The following is a 14,680-nucleotide window of genomic DNA, read 5'->3' on the forward strand; positions in this document are numbered from 1 at the left end:
CCCCTCAGGAAACGCGTGAATTCGGGCATGGGGATGGCAGCAAAAGGTAGATTTCTTGAAACCTACCGCTTCCGCCGCTTCACATTCCCGCCCCGCTGCCCCGGCCTTCCCGCCGTGGACCGCCCGGACGCCTTCTGCGAGTCCTCCACAGCAGCTTCCACCGCCGCCTGACGCGCCAAAGGATCGTCTGCCACGGCCAATTCCACCGTTTCCAGCCGCTTCACCTCGTCCCGCAACCGGGCGGCTTCTTCGAACTCGAGGTTCTCCGCCGCCTTCCGCATCTTCTCGCGCAAGCCGTCTAGATGTGCCTGAAGGTTCGCGCCGACCAAGGGCTTCTCAACCTTCGCCGTCACGCGATTCATGTCGACGTCGCCCTGATAGGTGCCGAGCAGGATGTCCTCGACGTTCTTTTTGACCGTCTCGGGCGTGATCCCGTGTTCCTCGTTATAGGCCATCTGCTTTTCGCGGCGGCGGTCGGTTTCGCGCATGGCGCGTTCCATGGAGCCGGTGATCTTGTCGGCATACATGATGACCTTGCCCTCGGCGTTGCGCGCGGCGCGGCCGATGGTTTGGATCAGCGAGGTCTCGGAGCGCAGGAAGCCCTCCTTATCGGCGTCGAGGATGGCCACCAGCCCGCATTCGGGGATGTCGAGGCCCTCGCGCAGGAGGTTGATGCCGACCAGCACATCGAAAGCGCCGAGGCGGAGGTCGCGGAGGATTTCGATGCGTTCCAGCGTGTCGATGTCGGAGTGCATGTAGCGCACGCGGATGCCCTGTTCGTGCAGGTATTCGGTCAGGTCTTCGGCCATGCGTTTGGTGAGCACGGTGGCCAGCACGCGGAAACCGTTGGCGGCGGTCTTGCGGATTTCGTCGAGGAGGTCGTCGACCTGCATCTCCACCGGGCGGATTTCGACCTGGGGGTCGAGAAGGCCCGTAGGGCGGATGACCTGTTCGGTGAAGACACCCCCCGCGCGCTCCAGCTCCCAATCGGCGGGGGTGGCGGAGACGAAGACGGATTGCGGGCGCATGGCGTCCCATTCCTCGAACTTGAGGGGGCGGTTGTCCATGCAGGAGGGCAGGCGGAAGCCGTGTTCGGCCAGCGTGAATTTGCGCCGGTAGTCGCCCCGGTACATGCCGCCGATCTGAGGGACGGAGACGTGGGATTCGTCGGCGAAGACGATGGCATTGTCGGGGATGTATTCGAAAAGGGTGGGGGGCGGCTCACCGGGAGCGCGGCCAGTGAGGTAGCGGGAATAGTTTTCGATGCCGTTGCAGACGCCGGTGGCCTCAAGCATTTCGAGATCGAAGTTGGTGCGTTGCTCAAGGCGTTGGGCCTCCAGCAGTTTGCCCTCGCCCACCAGTTGGTCGAGGCGCATCTGAAGCTCCGCTTTGATGCCCTTCATCGCCTGCTGCATCGTCGGGCGCGGGGTCACGTAGTGGGAGTTCGCGTAGATGCGGATTTTTTCGAACGTGTCGGTTTTTTCGCCGGTGAGGGGGTCCAGTTCGGTGATGGATTCGAGTTCCTCGCCGAAGAAGGAGAGCTTCCAAGCGCGGTCTTCGAGGTGGGCGGGCCAAATCTCAAGCGAGTCGCCGCGGACGCGGAAGGCGCCGCGTTGGAAGGCTTGGTCGTTGCGGCGGTATTGTTGAGCGACGAGATCGGCGATGACCTTGCGTTGGTTGTACTCGCGGCCAGCGAAGAGGTCTTGAGTCATAGCGCCGTAGGTTTCAACGCTGCCGATACCGTAGATACAGGAGACGGAGGCGACGATGATGACGTCGTCGCGTTCCAAAAGCGCCCGGGTGGCAGAATGGCGCATCCGGTCGATCTGTTCGTTAATCTGGCTTTCTTTCTCGATGTAGGTGTCGGAGCGGGCGACATAGGCCTCGGGCTGGTAGTAATCGTAGTAGGAAACGAAATACTCGACGGCGTTGTCGGGGAAGAAGCCTTTGAATTCGCCATACAACTGCGCGGCAAGCGTCTTGTTGGGGGCCAGGATGATGGCGGGGCGCTGGGTTTCCTCGATCACCTTGGCCATGGTGAAGGTCTTGCCGGTGCCGGTCGCCCCAAGCAACACCTGATCTTGCTCGCCGTCATTCACCCCCTGGCTGAGCTCCTTGATCGCCGTGGGCTGGTCGCCTGCGGGGCTAAACTCGGACTGCATGACGAATTTCTTGCCGCCCTCCATCTTCAGGCGGGCGCGGATGTCATCAACGGATGCCCCGGTATCGGGCATGGCTTCGGGTGAATTGTTGTGCATCGCAGGCCCCTTCGGTTGCACCATAGAATGGAGCCTGAAGCGCGCGCTGCAAGAGGGCACCCTGACACGTCCTGACAACGGTGTGTCAGGAGGGGAGGTGTTGTGTTAACCTTTCTTAAGGATAGATGCCTGAAAAGGTTAACAAAATAAGGGGCATTGTGGATTCTATTCCTTTGCGAAACGGGCGCGAAAGGCGTATCGAGATTGGGCAAGCAGCAGAAGCGGTTGCCGGCCCTCGGCCGATACCCACCCACCCCTCGCTCCCTCGGCCCGGGCTGGCAACCAACTCTTCCCGGACAATTCGAATGTCCGCAGCGAAGTGGTTCTGTGGTAAATACCAGCGCATGATTGATTTGCGCCTTTTCCTCCCGACCGTTCTTCTTGCCCTTCCAGCCTTTGCAGATGCCGACCCGCCGCGCGCCTATGCGCAGGACGGACCGGTTCAGATTGCGGGCGAGATTGAGACCGTTTTCGATTGGACGACGGATCGATGCGAGGATTACCAGATCCCCGATCTGCCGGTGCGGGCCTTCCGCAATGGGGCGGGGCAGGTCAGCCTGATCCTGAGCCATGACAGCGCGCGGCGGATGACCGGGCCGGATTTCGGTAATCTGACGCTGTCCTGTGACGTCCTCATGACCTCCGCCCACAACAGCGCGCCGGATATGTTTTCCAACATCGAATGGATTGCGGCGACGTGGATCGAAGGGGAGACGGTTCACGCGTTGCTGCACAATGAGCATCAGGGCAACCGCTACACGGACTGTCGGAGCGCGGAGTATTTCCAGTGCTGGTATAACTCGATCACCTATGCGCGGTCAGACGATGCGGGCGCGACGTTTGAGCGGGTGATCCCCGCGCCCGATCATCTGGTGGCCAATATCCCCGAGGTCTACCACCCCGACGAGGGCATTTTCGGCGCGTTCAGCCCGTCGAACATCATCGAACGGGAAGGATTCTACTACGCTTTCATCAAGGTGCAGGCGTATCCGTTCGGCGACCAGCACACCTGCCTGATGCGGACGGAGACGTTGGGCGACCCGGATTCATGGCGGTACTGGAACGGCTCCGCGTTCGAAGGGCGGTTCGGCGACCCGTACCGCGATGATCTGCAGGAGATGCGTGTGACGACCTGCACGCCCATCGCGTTGCCTGAGATTGCGCAGATGTACGAAGGGATCACTTGGAACACGGAGTTGGACCGGTTCATTTTGGTGGGTACCACGTCTGATCCGTCCCGCGATCCGAACCCGTTTGGTTTTTACTACGCACTGTCCGAGGATCTGGTGAATTGGGAGCCACGCGTGCCGTTGCTAGAGGTGCGTCTGCCATGGCGGGCGGGTGGGCCGGAGACGACCTACCTGTACCCCACGCTGATCGACCATGACGCGCCGGGACAGAATTTCGATACCAGCGGGGCGGAGGCATACTTGTATTTCACGCGGCTGAACTTTGGATCTGGCCATCTGGACCGAGATTTGATGCGCGTGCGGGTCGAGATCACGCCCTAGCGCAGATGCTCCATCAATGCGTGTACCCTAGGCGCAAAATCCTTTGCTGACAAATCCGCCCGCGTTTTGGCATTCATTGGCAGGTGCTGTGCTGCGAAGGTGGCAAGGGCAGGATAGCTTTCGACCTCGGCTAGAACGAGGCGGTGATAAGCCGCGACGTTGCCAAGGGCCTCCGAAAGGCTACCGCTGTCCAGCGACTCCAGAAGAGCTGCTTTAAAGGCCTCAAGAGGGAGATCCTGCGGGGGCTTCATGTCGGGTTCAACGAACTCGGCGCGCACTTGCAACAACGGCGCCAAGTAGTCCCCCAGCGGCGGTGGCGAAGACCCGAACAGCCAGCGTTTCTTCAAAGGAATCACAGTGCCTTCGTGCAATCGCCCCTCGATCGCCGTGATCCTCGCGGTGAATTGAGACGTTAGCGTAAAGCGCGGCGGCCTGCCGGGCGCGCCGCCGCTTCCAGAGAAACGGCAAATCTGGCCGATAGCCCCGATCTCTAGCGAGGCACCGATGAAGTACGGCATCCGGAAGGCGTCGAAGGCGCGCGCCTCCGGCGTGATGGACATCAAAAGGTTGCTTTCGCCTTCTGAGGTGAAGTGGCCGCGCGGCGGAACGACATTCTTGGACAGGCCAGCCGGGATCGGGCCCGAGATATCGGGGCGGTTGTCTTTGACCGTGACTGGCGCGGGCAACGCGTCGTGGGCCGTTTCATCCCGAAGGCAAATCAGGTCTGGCGGGCGTTGGGCGATTTGGGGTGTGGGCGCATCCTCGGCTGGGGCAAAGGCCACGACGTAGTTGGCAAATTTCTTCGATGCCTCGTCCTGTGGCAGATCGGAGGCCGTCCATTCGATGGCCGTCACGGTGACCTGCCAAAGCCCCTCGGGCAGGTCGATGGTAGCGGCCTCGTCCGCCGGGCGCGGCGCATTCTGGTCCGCGGGCAAGAGGTAGTCGCCGTCGGCGATGACCCGGCCGGTTGAGCGCAGCAGGAAAGTCCAAGACGGTCCGGCCAATGACTTTTCCACGTCGGTCAGCCCACCAGTTGTGAGCCGAAGTGCAAAACCGCCATCGCTTCCGGTGCACCACGCCGCCAAATGTCCCTTGGCGCTTTGGTCCTGCCACACGGCCGGTTCGGTGTACCACGCAATTGGCCATTCGCGGGCCTGTTCCACTAGGGTGGGGTCGAAAATCATCAGATGGGCGCTGTCCGTGCCAAGCCCTAGTCGGCGGTCGAATTCCATTGGGCGCGCTCCTTCTGCTGCTCGGCTGAGGTAGGAGCCGCGACAGCTTCGACAATTGCGAAATCCGGCGATCCTGTCCATAACGCCATCAACGACCATCCATGAGGTTCGCCCATGCGCGCACGCATCTACAAACCCGCAAAATCCGCCATGTCGTCGGGTCAGGCGAAGACGAAGCAATGGGTGCTGGAATATGCCCCGGCTGAGGCGCGTTCGATTGATCCGCTGATGGGGTGGACCTCCTCCGGGGATATGGACAGCCAGGTACGCCTGCGGTTCGACAGCCTTGAGGCGGCGCAGGATTACGCCAAGGACCACGGGATCGAGGCGGTTGTCACAAAGCCCAAAGTCCGCAAGCCGAACGTGCGCCCCGGCGGGTATGGTGACAATTTCGCCACCAGCCGGCGCGGTGCCTGGACGCACTGAGCGCTGTGCGCGTTGGGCCCGCCGATCCGTCCGATCCACAGGTTGCGGTGCTGATCCAGACCCATCATGAAACCGGGCGTCTTCATTACGACGAGGCCGATTGCCATTCGCTGGACACGGACGCCGTCGCCGAGATCGGTGTCGCTATGTATGCCGCGTGGTTGGACGGGCAGGTCGTGGCGATCGGTGGGTTGAAGGCATTGGGGCAGGGTGCGGTTGAGCTGAAAGCAATGCACACCTCCGAGGCGGCGCGAGGCAAGGGGGTCGCATCGGCGCTTCTGGCGCATTTGATGGAGGCGGCGCGGACGGCCGGGCATCACACCATGTTCCTCGAAGCAGGTCGGTCGGATGATTATGCGGCCCCCGCGCGGGCGCTTTATCGGCGGCACGGTTTCACCGAATGCGCGCCGTTCGGAGATTACGTTGCGCGCGACGCCAGCATCTTCATGTCGTGCAACCTGTGATCGGCGCACGCAGATGATGGACGCCCCCTGTACCAGCCGCTAAACGAGGGCGCAGCGGGCCCATAGCTCAACTGGATAGAGCAGCCGACTTCTAATCGGCAGGTTGAGGGTTCGAGTCCTTCTGGGCCCGCCAAGTGCACGCATTCAATGCCCGAATCGGATGGAGCGAAACCGGGTTTCGACGGCATGCGAGGGTGCACTTTACCGCATCAGGGGCGAAATCCCGCTTGGAAACAGGGATTTGGCGGCTTCTGACGGGCGAATTAGACTGCTTTAGAGTATTCACCGTCGCGTGATGTGCATATAGTGTCTGACTATCGGGCATGCCCGATGTCTGACGAAGATCAATGGGGATGATCTATGATACGCTCCGAGCTGATCCAAAAGCTGTCCGAGGAAAACCCGCATTTGTACCAGCGGGACGTGGAACGGATCGTCAACGCGATCTTCGAAGAAATCATCGACGCATTGGCCGAAGGCAATCGCGTCGAATTGCGTGGCTTCGGCGCGTTTTCGGTCAAGAAACGGGACGCCCGTGTGGGTCGGAACCCGCGGACGGGCGAAAGCGTTTCGGTGGAAGAAAAGCATGTGCCTTTCTTCAAGGCCGGGAAGCTGCTACGCGATCGGTTGAACGGTCACGACGGGTGATCGACCGACCTTGGGTCGGGTTCGGCTTAGGGGTGTGAGATGGCAATCTTTCGGTATCTGAAAATCCTGTTCTTGGTGATCGTGGCGGTCGCTCTGGTTCTGTTGTTTCTGGCGAACAACGAGCCGGTCACAGTGCGCTTGATGCCGGATGCGCTTGCCAATGCCATCGGAATTCCCAACGTCTACACAACGCAGCTGATCTTTGTTGTGGTCGGTGCGCTGCTGATCGGAATCATCGTCGGCTTCATTTGGGAATGGCTGCGCGAATACCGTTTCCGCGCCGAGGCCAAGACCCAGCGACGTGAGGCGCAGCGGCTGAACCAGGAAGTCGCGAAGATGAAGGGGCAGTCCTCGGACACGCAGGACGATGTTCTTGCCATCCTCGACCAAGCCGACGCTGCCCGCTGATCTATGGCTGACATTGCGATCAAGTTCTGCGGCCTGAGCCGCCCCTCTGACGTGTCCGCCGCTGTCGACGCGGGAGCGCGTTATGTCGGGTTTGTGTTTTTCGAGAAGTCGCCGCGCAATGTCTCGTTGGAGACGGCCCTAGCTTTGGCGCTCGACGTGCCGGCGGGGATCGCCAAGGTGGCGTTGACCGTGAATGCGGATGATGCATTTCTGGATGCCCTGACGGATCAGGTGCCGCTGGACATGCTGCAACTTCACGGGACCGAGGCGCCGGAACGCGTGGAGGAAGTGCGCGCGCGCTACGGCCTTCCAGTGATGAAGGCGATTGGTATTCGTGAGGCTGCGGATTTGGAGGCCATCGACCGCTATGCAGAGGTGGCCGACCAGCTATTGATAGATGCCAAACCGCCCAAGGACGCGGACCTGCCCGGCGGCAACGGGGCAGCGTTTGATTGGGACCTTCTTAAGGGGCGCAAATACTGGACGGTGCCGTGGATGCTGGCCGGGGGTCTGACGCCTGAGAATGTGGCGGAGGCCACCGCGCAGACCGGTGCGCGGCAAGTGGATTTGAGTTCTGGCGTCGAATCCGCGCCAGGCGTGAAAGATCCGGCCCTGATGCAGGCTTTCGCGGCAGCTTTGCAAAACTGAGGGATTTCGCCGCGCTTTGCGCGCCGACCGCCCGGGGGGCCTTGCCCCCCGGACCCCCCAGAGTATTTAAGACCAATGGAAGACGAGGCGCGTTTCGAGCGCAGGGAGTGACGACATGCCGGACGATCTTTTGAACAGCTTCATGACCGGCCCCGACGAAAAGGGCCGTTTTGGTGATTTCGGCGGGCGGTTCGTGTCCGAGACGCTGATGCCGCTGATCCTTGAGCTGGAAAAGCAGTATGAGTTCGCCAAGACGGACGACAGTTTCTGGGCCGAGATGCATGATCTGTGGACGCATTACGTTGGCCGCCCGTCGCCGCTCTACTTTGCCGAACGTCTGACGGAGCGGTTGGGCGGTGCGAAGATCTACCTCAAGCGAGATGAGCTGAACCATACTGGCGCCCACAAGATCAACAATGTGTTGGGGCAGATCATCCTCGCCCGGCGCATGGGCAAGACCCGCATCATCGCCGAGACCGGCGCGGGCCAGCATGGTGTGGCGACGGCGACGGTCTGCGCCAAGTTTGGCCTGAAATGCGTGGTCTACATGGGCGCCACGGATGTAGAGCGCCAGGCGCCCAACGTGTTCCGCATGAAGCTTCTCGGCGCCGAAGTTGTGCCGGTGACAAGCGGGCGCGGCACGCTGAAGGATGCGATGAACGATGCTTTGCGCGACTGGGTGACTAATGTGCGCGACACGTTCTACTGCATCGGCACGGTCGCAGGGCCGCACCCCTATCCGGCGATGGTGCGCGATTTTCAGGCGATCATCGGCAAGGAAACCCGCGAGCAGATGATGGCGGCGGAGGGCCGTTTGCCTGACACGATCATCGCGGCCATCGGCGGCGGATCGAACGCGATGGGTCTGTTCTTCCCGTTCCTTGACGACAAGGACGTCAACATCATCGGTGTTGAGGCCGGTGGCCATGGCGTGAACGAAAAGATGGAGCATTGCGCCAGCCTGACCGGCGGGCGCCCCGGGGTGTTGCATGGCAACCGTACATATCTGTTGCAGGATGAGGATGGCCAGATTCTGGAGGGCCACTCGATCAGCGCGGGTCTCGACTATCCCGGCATCGGCCCGGAACATGCCTGGCTGCACGAGATTGGCCGCGCGCAATATGTCTCCATCACTGACAAGGAAGCGCTGGAGGCGTTCCAGTTATCCTGTGAGACGGAGGGCATCATCCCCGCGCTGGAGCCGTCCCACGCGCTGGCCCATGTCTGCAAGATCGCGCCGGAGCTTCCCAAGGACCACCTGCTGGTAATGAACATGTGTGGGCGGGGGGATAAGGATATCTTCACAGTCGCGCGCGCGCTCGGCTGGGATATGAGCGAGGCGTGAGGCCCGAGGACCTCGACCCTGATCTGCGGCGCTGGCGGCGACATCTGCACCAGCACCCGGAGTTCGGGTTCGAGGAAGTCGAGACAGCCCGTTTTGTCGAAGCACGGCTGCGCGAGGCCGGTCTGACCGAAATCGAGACCGGTGTGGGCGGCACTGGCCTTGTCGCCACTTTGCGCGCCGGATCATCGGAGCGCGCCATTGCTTTGCGTGCAGACATGGATTGCCTGCGCATTCACGAGACGACGAACCTGTCCCATGCCTCCACCCGGCCCGGGTTGATGCATGCCTGCGGCCATGATGGTCATACCACGATGCTGTTGGGCGCGGCCGCTGTTCTGGCCCGTGAGGGCGGCTTTGACGGGGTGGTGCATTTCGTCTTTCAGCCGGCCGAGGAATGGGGGCAGGGCATGAAGGCGATGATCCGCGACGGGTTGGGATCGCGCATTAAGCTCGATGAAATCTACGGGCTGCACAACATGCCGGGCCTGCCGGTGGGGCGGTTTGAGACGCGCTCGGGCGCTTATATGGGGGCCGAGGATGGCTTTGTGATCGAGGTTCAGGGGACGGGGGGCCATGCTTCGCGCCCACACGAATGCCGCGACGCCATTGTGGCGGCTTGTGCCATTGTGGGGCAGCTGCAGACGATTGTAGCGCGCAGCCTTGATCCGGCGGATCTGGCGGTCGTCTCGGTCACAGGGATCGAGGGCGACAACATCAAGAATGCGATTGCGAGCACGGCGCGGATTGAGGGGGATTGTCGGCATTTCAACGCGGCGGTGAGCGCACGGATTGAAGATGCTATGCGCCGTATCGCGGAGGGCGTCACGGCTGCTCACGGATGCACGGCAGAGCTGCGCTATGAGCGGGTGTTTGTGCCGTTGATCAACGATGCGGAGGCCACGGGCCATGCCGTTGCTGCCGCTCGGGCCGTGTTCGGCGATGAGAATGTGGACGATAAGGCCGCACAGATGGGCGCGTCGGAGGATTTCGCGCAGGCCCTGGCGCTGGCACCGGGTGCGTTTGTGATGATCGGCAATGGCGACAGCGCGCCACTGCACAATCCGGGCTATGACTTCAACGACGACGCTCTGGTGCCCGGTGTTGCGTGGTTCGTGGAACTGGTGCGCCAGAGGCTGGCTGTGCCTTCAACGTGACAAAGCGGTCTGTCAGCCCGGCTGCATGGCATGGGCTTCGAGCATCTCCATCGGAATGACATCGAGCGCGCGTTTGTGGGTGGCGGCGAGGTTCACGGGAGGGGCGGCCCCTTCCTCGGCGGCTTGTAGCCAGCGGCTTGCACAGACGCACCACCCATCGCCTGGGTTGAGGCCCGCGAAATTGTATTCGGGGCGCGGCGTCGACAGGTCGTTACCGACATATTTCGAGAAGGCGAGGAATTCCGCCGTCATCACGCAGCACACTGTGTGCGATCCGCGATCTTCGGCGCAGGTGTCACAGCCACCATCGCGGAAAAAGCCCGTCATGGGGTCCGTTGAGCACGTCTCGAGCGCCTCACCAAATACATTGAGGGACTCGGCTTTCTTGAAGCCCATGGTCTGGTACCTCCTGCGGTATACAGGCGGCCGTTCAAGTCTTGGGTAGCGGAAAGCGGGGGTAAGGGGAAGCCACATCCCGCCAGTCGATCCATGCGCCATGGAAATCCACGCGGGCGAGGTCGTGTTGGATGGGCATGCCACCGGCCCAAAGCGTGGCGACAAGGCCTGCGCCGGGCGTGTCGTCGTCAGCTTCCATCGCCAGATGCAGCAGCGGGGATAGCGCGCTTGCTGTTTGTCCTGCTGCTTGGAGCGATGTGGCGATGGCGGCGCGGGTCGCGTCCGGAAAATACTGGGCGGCGATGGTGGTATAGACGGTGTGCAGGCCGGTCCAGGGGCGCGCCAGGCGGCGGGCGAGCCAGGGGGCGGCGTCGTCTTCGTCGACTTTCGTATCGGCCAGGTCTATCGCGGCATGGGTACGGGTCAGACGTTCGGGCTGGTCCGGCCAGAGATAGGCCAGAAGGCGTAGGCGATCTTCAGGATCGTGGGGATCGAGCGGCGTCAGATCGACTCCGGCGCGATCTGTGACGGCAAAGGGGACCGGCTTGCAAAAGGGCCGCTCCCATTTCGGCATGAGCCGTACCTTGCTGTGCACCTCGCCGTGCAGGCCGCGGCCCATCGACAGGGCAAAGCGGTCGAGCGACAGGTTGAGACCGGCGCTTGCCCCAAGTTCGGACAGGGTGACGGGCATGGGGCCGGTCTGGCCAAGTGCCCACCAGATGCCCGCGATGATGGTCGTCGCGCGCCGCACCTCGTTGGTTTGCGGGGGCCGGTCGAGCCAAGCCATGATCCATGCTTCATGGGTTTGGAACGCGGCCTCGACCGCGTGCCACAGCACGTCGTCAGAGACGTCGTTCGGCGGATAGGCGGCGGTCAGGCCGGCGTCACTTCCGTCGATCACCAACCCATGCAATGCACCGGCAAGGCGCAGGGGCACGGATTGGCCGGCGGCGCTGACATCGCCTTCCCACGCCAGACAGCGGGCTCCCACGGCGGTGGCACCGGTCAGACGCGCGCCGATCAGCGGCATGAGGCGGGCCATGAAAGGGGAGCCGAGGGCGGCTGTGACCTCTCCCTGGCGGGCGAAGGCTTCGCGCAGTCGGTTGCTCACCGGAACTTGTCCACCAGCTTTTGCAAGGGACTGCGGGCGTCGGGTTTGTCTTTCGGCCCCTCCTCGACCGCTTTGTCGGTCTCCACCGGGGCGCTTTTCTTTGGTTCGGATTTCGACGAGCGTGGCGGGGCGGTGCGTAAAGCCACCGCGTTGAGGAACTTGCCACCATCGCCCTCGGCCAGACGAGGGGCGCCGTCGCTGACACCGCGCAACACGTCATCGAGCCACTCTTGATCAGCCTTGGCAAAATCACTCAGCACATAGCCCGGCACGCGATCCTTGTGGCCGGGATGGCCCACGCCAAGGCGAACGCGATCGTAGTGGGGGCCGATATGTTGGTGGATGGAGCGCAGGCCATTGTGGCCCGCATGACCGCCGCCCGCTTTTCCGCGGACCTTGGCAGGGGCAAGGTCGATCTCATCATGGAAGACGGTCACATCGGTGCTGTCGAGTTTGTAGAAGCGCATGGCTTCGCCCACCGACTGGCCGGAGAGATTCATGAAGGTTTCGGGCTTGAGCAGCATGACCTTCTCAGACCCAAACTTCCCCTCGCTTAACGAGCCCTGAAACTTCGAGCGGAAGGGCGCAAAGCTGTGATCTTCGGCAATGCGGTCCAGCGCCATCCAACCGATGTTGTGGCGGTTCTTTGCGTATTTTGCGCCGGGGTTGCCCAGACCGACCCAGAGTTGCATGGCTGCGATCCTTTTGTTTCGGCCATGGTGATATTGGGCGTGGGGCGGTTTGCCAAGGCGCGGGCGGCGTGGCACGGTCTTGTGGAACACCGAACCGGAGCAGACTCTTGAGCGATATACCCAAACAGATGCGCGCGCTGGTTCTGCATGGAGCGGGTGAGGGCCTGAAGCTGGAAGAGGTGCCGGTGCCCGAGCCGAAACGCGGCGAGGTGCTGCTGCGGGTGGCGGCTTCGCCCATCAACCCGTCCGATCTGGCGATGTTGGAAGGCGAATATGGCCTCGGCTGGCCCTATCCGCTGATCCCCGGCCTGGAAGGTGCGGGGGAGGTTGTGGCCTCGGGCGGCAGGTATTTGGCGAACCGCATCCATGGGGAGCGGGTGGCTGCGGCGGCGAACGCTCAAGGATTGTGGGCGGAATATGCCGTAGTGCCAGCGACGCAATGCGTCGCGATGCCGGACAGTTTGAGCTTCGCAGCGGGAGCGAGCAGTTTCGTCAACCCGCTGACGGCGATTGCCTTGGTCGATGAGGTGCGTCGCGCCCGGCTAAATTGCGCGATTTCGACGGCGGCGGGGGGCGCGCTTGGCGGCATGATCCGGCGGCGGGCGAAAGAGAAGGGCGTGAAGATCATCAACATCGTGCGGAAGGAGGCGCAGGTTGAAGCGTTGAAGGCCGAGGGCGCTCAGTATGTGTTGAATGAGACAACGGAGGGGTTCGACGCCGAGCTTGCGGCCCTGTGCAAGGACTTGCGCTGCAAAATGGCGTTTGATGCCGTTGGCGGCGGGCTGACGTTCCGGCTGGCCGAGGCGCTGCGCGGGCAGGGGCAGATCCTGATTTATGGGGGGCTCAGCGGGAAGGCGGCGAGCCTGCATCCCGGAACGATGATTTTCAAAGGGCTGACCGTTCGGGGTTTTTGGCTGTCGAAATGGCTGGCGCAGAAGAACCTGCTGCAAATGCTGTCGCTGACCCGCGATGTGACGAAGAACCTTGATGGGGGCTTTGCCGAGACCAAGATCGCCCGTGTGGCCTCGCTGGAAGATGGCGTAGATGCGCCGGGGCTGTATGAGGCGGATATGAGCGCGGGCAAAACGCTGATCTCGACGGAGGCGTTTGATCTTGGTCTGTGATGCGCCCAGAATTCGCCAAACTTGCCCCTTATCGCGGCGGGTATGAAAGACGTGACGGACCAAGCATCCATGGATGAGACGATCTACGAGATCAACGGTTTGCGCCTTGGGCTACCCGGCGCACTGGCGACCGATGCGATTGCCGAGAAGTTGCGTGAGGGCAGCTATGAGGGCGACGAGGCGCGCGCGGTGGATCGCTGCGTGCGGCCCGGGTTCCGGGTGCTGGAGCTTGGCGCAGGGCTTGGCTATGTCGGCACGCTGGCGGCCAAGAAGACCGAGCCTGAGAATGTGCTGTCGGTGGAGGCGAACCCCGATTTGCTGCCGGTGATCGAGGCCAACCATGCCCGCAATGGTGTGGGGGAGGTTAGCCTGATGCATGGCGCCGTGGTGGGCCATGCGGCGGAAGGGGCGACGGCGAAGTTTCATCTGGCCGCGGGCTTCACGGGCTCGCGGCTGGGGGCCAAGGGCGGGCGTCAGGTGGAGGTGCCGCTGATTGGCTTTCACGAGCTGTTGCGGGCGCACCGGCCCCATGTCGTTTTGATGGACGTGGAAGGGGCCGAGGCGCAATTTTTTGACCGCCCTTGGAAATGCCCGCTGCGGTTCTGCGTGATGGAGATCCATCCCAAGCAATACGATGCGGCGGTTATCAAGAAGATCGTGGACCGGATGAGTTCGATGGACATGACCTACGACCCGGTCACCTCGCGCGGCAAGATCCTTGGGTTTCGGAAGGTCTGGTCCGAGGGCAGCTAGGCGCGCTCGATCAGGCCGGAGTAGCAGCCGTGGCCCGCGTTGTGGGCATGGATGTAGCGGATGGCCGGGTTTTCAAACATCTCGTTGATGGTTTCGGCGGCATCGCGGCCCTCGACCACACGCCCGTCCGCGATTTTGTGCGTTTCGTCGAACCCACGCAGTGAGAGCAGGCGATGGGCCATCACGGGTGGGATTTCGTCCACGGCCTCATAGGTTTCAGTCGCGCCTTCCTTCACAAAGATCGCATGGGTGCCAAAATAGGGTGACTTCGCCGTCTGGTAGGTGTGGTTGAGCAGGATCATCGCCTCCCCCGATTCTGCGTCGCGCATCGTTATGCGGTCAGGCAGGGCGTTCGGGCGGTCGGCGATGTAGCGTTCTGCGCCGTGCTCTGCGAGGGCCTCATCCGACAGGCCGTAGAGATGAGCGAAAGGGGCGGGGTCGAGGCCGCGGATGCGAAAGGACATGGGCGTTCTCCTGTTTTGAGATGCCTTGTGATGGCATCCATAAAGG

At 62.3% G+C, this 14,680-nt stretch carries 16 protein-coding genes and 1 tRNA gene; 11 read left to right on the forward strand and 6 right to left on the reverse strand.

Annotated elements, in window-relative coordinates:
- Positions 1-62: 62 nt before the first annotated feature.
- Positions 63-2,258 carry an excinuclease ABC subunit UvrB gene (gene uvrB / locus V8J81_RS01305; protein ID WP_368473949.1) on the reverse strand — a complete coding sequence of 732 codons (2,196 nt, stop codon included), beginning with the start codon at positions 2,256-2,258 and terminating at the stop codon, positions 63-65.
- 305 nt (positions 2,259-2,563) lie between these two features.
- Here uvrB and V8J81_RS01310 point away from each other — a divergent pair, with 305 nt between their 5' ends.
- Positions 2,564-3,769, forward strand: a complete 1,206-nt coding sequence (locus tag V8J81_RS01310) for a hypothetical protein (RefSeq protein WP_368473950.1) — start codon at positions 2,564-2,566, stop codon at positions 3,767-3,769.
- On the opposite strand, the gene V8J81_RS01315 is transcribed toward V8J81_RS01310, so the two are convergent.
- The gene (locus V8J81_RS01315) at positions 3,766-5,001 is read right to left on the reverse strand and encodes a hypothetical protein (RefSeq protein WP_368473951.1); all 1,236 of its coding nucleotides are present in this window, start codon (positions 4,999-5,001) and stop codon (positions 3,766-3,768) included. The two genes, V8J81_RS01310 and V8J81_RS01315, sit on opposite strands and share 4 nt — an antisense overlap.
- 114 nt (positions 5,002-5,115) lie before the next feature.
- Between V8J81_RS01315 and V8J81_RS01320 the strand changes: the two genes are divergently transcribed.
- The 8 genes from V8J81_RS01320 to V8J81_RS01355 all read left to right on the forward strand — a co-directional run bounded on the left by V8J81_RS01320 (position 5,116) and on the right by V8J81_RS01355 (position 10,094).
- Positions 5,116-5,427: an ETC complex I subunit gene (locus V8J81_RS01320; protein WP_368473952.1), complete on the forward strand. Its 312-nt coding sequence runs from the start codon at positions 5,116-5,118 to the stop codon at positions 5,425-5,427.
- A 5-nt stretch (positions 5,428-5,432) separates the two neighbouring features.
- Positions 5,433-5,891, forward strand: coding sequence for a GNAT family N-acetyltransferase (locus V8J81_RS01325; RefSeq protein WP_368473953.1), 459 nt, complete (start codon positions 5,433-5,435; stop codon positions 5,889-5,891).
- A 56-nt stretch (positions 5,892-5,947) separates the two neighbouring features.
- Positions 5,948-6,024, forward strand: a tRNA-Arg gene (locus V8J81_RS01330).
- 227 nt (positions 6,025-6,251) lie between these two features.
- The gene (ihfB, locus tag V8J81_RS01335; protein ID WP_368473954.1) at positions 6,252-6,539 is read left to right on the forward strand and encodes an integration host factor subunit beta; all 288 of its coding nucleotides are present in this window, start codon (positions 6,252-6,254) and stop codon (positions 6,537-6,539) included.
- A gap of 39 nt (positions 6,540-6,578) precedes the next feature.
- The gene (locus V8J81_RS01340; RefSeq protein WP_368473955.1) at positions 6,579-6,947 is read left to right on the forward strand and encodes a LapA family protein; all 369 of its coding nucleotides are present in this window, start codon (positions 6,579-6,581) and stop codon (positions 6,945-6,947) included.
- Positions 6,948-6,950: 3 nt separating this feature from the next.
- Positions 6,951-7,595 carry a phosphoribosylanthranilate isomerase gene (locus V8J81_RS01345; RefSeq protein ID WP_368473956.1) on the forward strand — a complete coding sequence of 215 codons (645 nt, stop codon included), beginning with the start codon at positions 6,951-6,953 and terminating at the stop codon, positions 7,593-7,595.
- A 115-nt stretch (positions 7,596-7,710) separates the two neighbouring features.
- The gene (gene trpB, locus V8J81_RS01350) at positions 7,711-8,940 is read left to right on the forward strand and encodes a tryptophan synthase subunit beta (protein WP_368473957.1); all 1,230 of its coding nucleotides are present in this window, start codon (positions 7,711-7,713) and stop codon (positions 8,938-8,940) included.
- A complete protein-coding gene (locus V8J81_RS01355; protein ID WP_368473958.1) occupies positions 8,937-10,094 on the forward strand; it encodes a M20 aminoacylase family protein in 1,158 nt (385 codons plus the stop codon). The genes trpB and V8J81_RS01355 overlap by 4 nt, the downstream gene beginning before the upstream one ends.
- Positions 10,095-10,106: 12 nt before the next feature.
- On the opposite strand, the gene V8J81_RS01360 is transcribed toward V8J81_RS01355, so the two are convergent.
- From V8J81_RS01360 to pth, 3 genes are read right to left on the reverse strand one after another with little or no spacing between them, the layout of a single operon-like run.
- Positions 10,107-10,490: a DUF2237 family protein gene (locus tag V8J81_RS01360; RefSeq protein WP_368473959.1), complete on the reverse strand. Its 384-nt coding sequence runs from the start codon at positions 10,488-10,490 to the stop codon at positions 10,107-10,109.
- 34 nt (positions 10,491-10,524) lie between these two features.
- A complete protein-coding gene (locus tag V8J81_RS01365; RefSeq protein ID WP_368473960.1) occupies positions 10,525-11,601 on the reverse strand; it encodes a DUF2332 domain-containing protein in 1,077 nt (358 codons plus the stop codon).
- Positions 11,598-12,293, reverse strand: coding sequence for an aminoacyl-tRNA hydrolase (gene pth, locus V8J81_RS01370; RefSeq protein WP_368473961.1), 696 nt, complete (start codon positions 12,291-12,293; stop codon positions 11,598-11,600). The genes V8J81_RS01365 and pth overlap by 4 nt, the downstream gene beginning before the upstream one ends.
- 107 nt (positions 12,294-12,400) lie before the next feature.
- Here pth and V8J81_RS01375 point away from each other — a divergent pair, with 107 nt between their 5' ends.
- Both V8J81_RS01375 and V8J81_RS01380 read left to right on the forward strand, forming a co-directional pair.
- The gene (locus tag V8J81_RS01375; RefSeq protein ID WP_368473962.1) at positions 12,401-13,417 is read left to right on the forward strand and encodes a zinc-binding dehydrogenase; all 1,017 of its coding nucleotides are present in this window, start codon (positions 12,401-12,403) and stop codon (positions 13,415-13,417) included.
- Positions 13,418-13,459: 42 nt separating this feature from the next.
- On the forward strand, positions 13,460-14,170 hold the full coding sequence (locus V8J81_RS01380; protein ID WP_368473963.1) for an FkbM family methyltransferase: 711 nt from the start codon (positions 13,460-13,462) through the stop codon (positions 14,168-14,170).
- Here V8J81_RS01380 and V8J81_RS01385 read toward each other — a convergent pair.
- Positions 14,167-14,634 carry a DUF1203 domain-containing protein gene (locus V8J81_RS01385; RefSeq protein ID WP_368473964.1) on the reverse strand — a complete coding sequence of 156 codons (468 nt, stop codon included), beginning with the start codon at positions 14,632-14,634 and terminating at the stop codon, positions 14,167-14,169. The genes V8J81_RS01380 and V8J81_RS01385 overlap by 4 nt on opposite strands.
- Between the last annotated feature and the right edge of the window lie 46 nt (positions 14,635-14,680).

Origin of the sequence: Gymnodinialimonas sp. 202GB13-11 (assembly GCF_040932485.1) — a bacterium.
GTDB classification, from domain to species: domain Bacteria; phylum Pseudomonadota; class Alphaproteobacteria; order Rhodobacterales; family Rhodobacteraceae; genus Gymnodinialimonas; species Gymnodinialimonas hymeniacidonis.

What these genes read in the sequence shown, in the direction of transcription:
- uvrB (WP_368473949.1), bottom strand. Translation starts at nt 2,258, where the DNA reads ATGCACAACAATTCACCCGAAGCCATGCCCGATACCGGGGCATCCGTT.
- V8J81_RS01310 (WP_368473950.1), top strand. Translation starts at nt 2,564, where the DNA reads ATGTCCGCAGCGAAGTGGTTCTGTGGTAAATACCAGCGCATGATTGAT.
- V8J81_RS01315 (WP_368473951.1), bottom strand. Translation starts at nt 5,001, where the DNA reads ATGGAATTCGACCGCCGACTAGGGCTTGGCACGGACAGCGCCCATCTG.
- V8J81_RS01320 (WP_368473952.1), top strand. Translation starts at nt 5,116, where the DNA reads ATGCGCGCACGCATCTACAAACCCGCAAAATCCGCCATGTCGTCGGGT.
- ihfB (WP_368473954.1), top strand. Translation starts at nt 6,252, where the DNA reads ATGATACGCTCCGAGCTGATCCAAAAGCTGTCCGAGGAAAACCCGCAT.
- V8J81_RS01340 (WP_368473955.1), top strand. Translation starts at nt 6,579, where the DNA reads ATGGCAATCTTTCGGTATCTGAAAATCCTGTTCTTGGTGATCGTGGCG.
- V8J81_RS01345 (WP_368473956.1), top strand. Translation starts at nt 6,951, where the DNA reads ATGGCTGACATTGCGATCAAGTTCTGCGGCCTGAGCCGCCCCTCTGAC.
- trpB (WP_368473957.1), top strand. Translation starts at nt 7,711, where the DNA reads ATGCCGGACGATCTTTTGAACAGCTTCATGACCGGCCCCGACGAAAAG.
- V8J81_RS01360 (WP_368473959.1), bottom strand. Translation starts at nt 10,490, where the DNA reads ATGGGCTTCAAGAAAGCCGAGTCCCTCAATGTATTTGGTGAGGCGCTC.
- pth (WP_368473961.1), bottom strand. Translation starts at nt 12,293, where the DNA reads ATGCAACTCTGGGTCGGTCTGGGCAACCCCGGCGCAAAATACGCAAAG.
- V8J81_RS01380 (WP_368473963.1), top strand. Translation starts at nt 13,460, where the DNA reads ATGAAAGACGTGACGGACCAAGCATCCATGGATGAGACGATCTACGAG.
- V8J81_RS01385 (WP_368473964.1), bottom strand. Translation starts at nt 14,634, where the DNA reads ATGTCCTTTCGCATCCGCGGCCTCGACCCCGCCCCTTTCGCTCATCTC.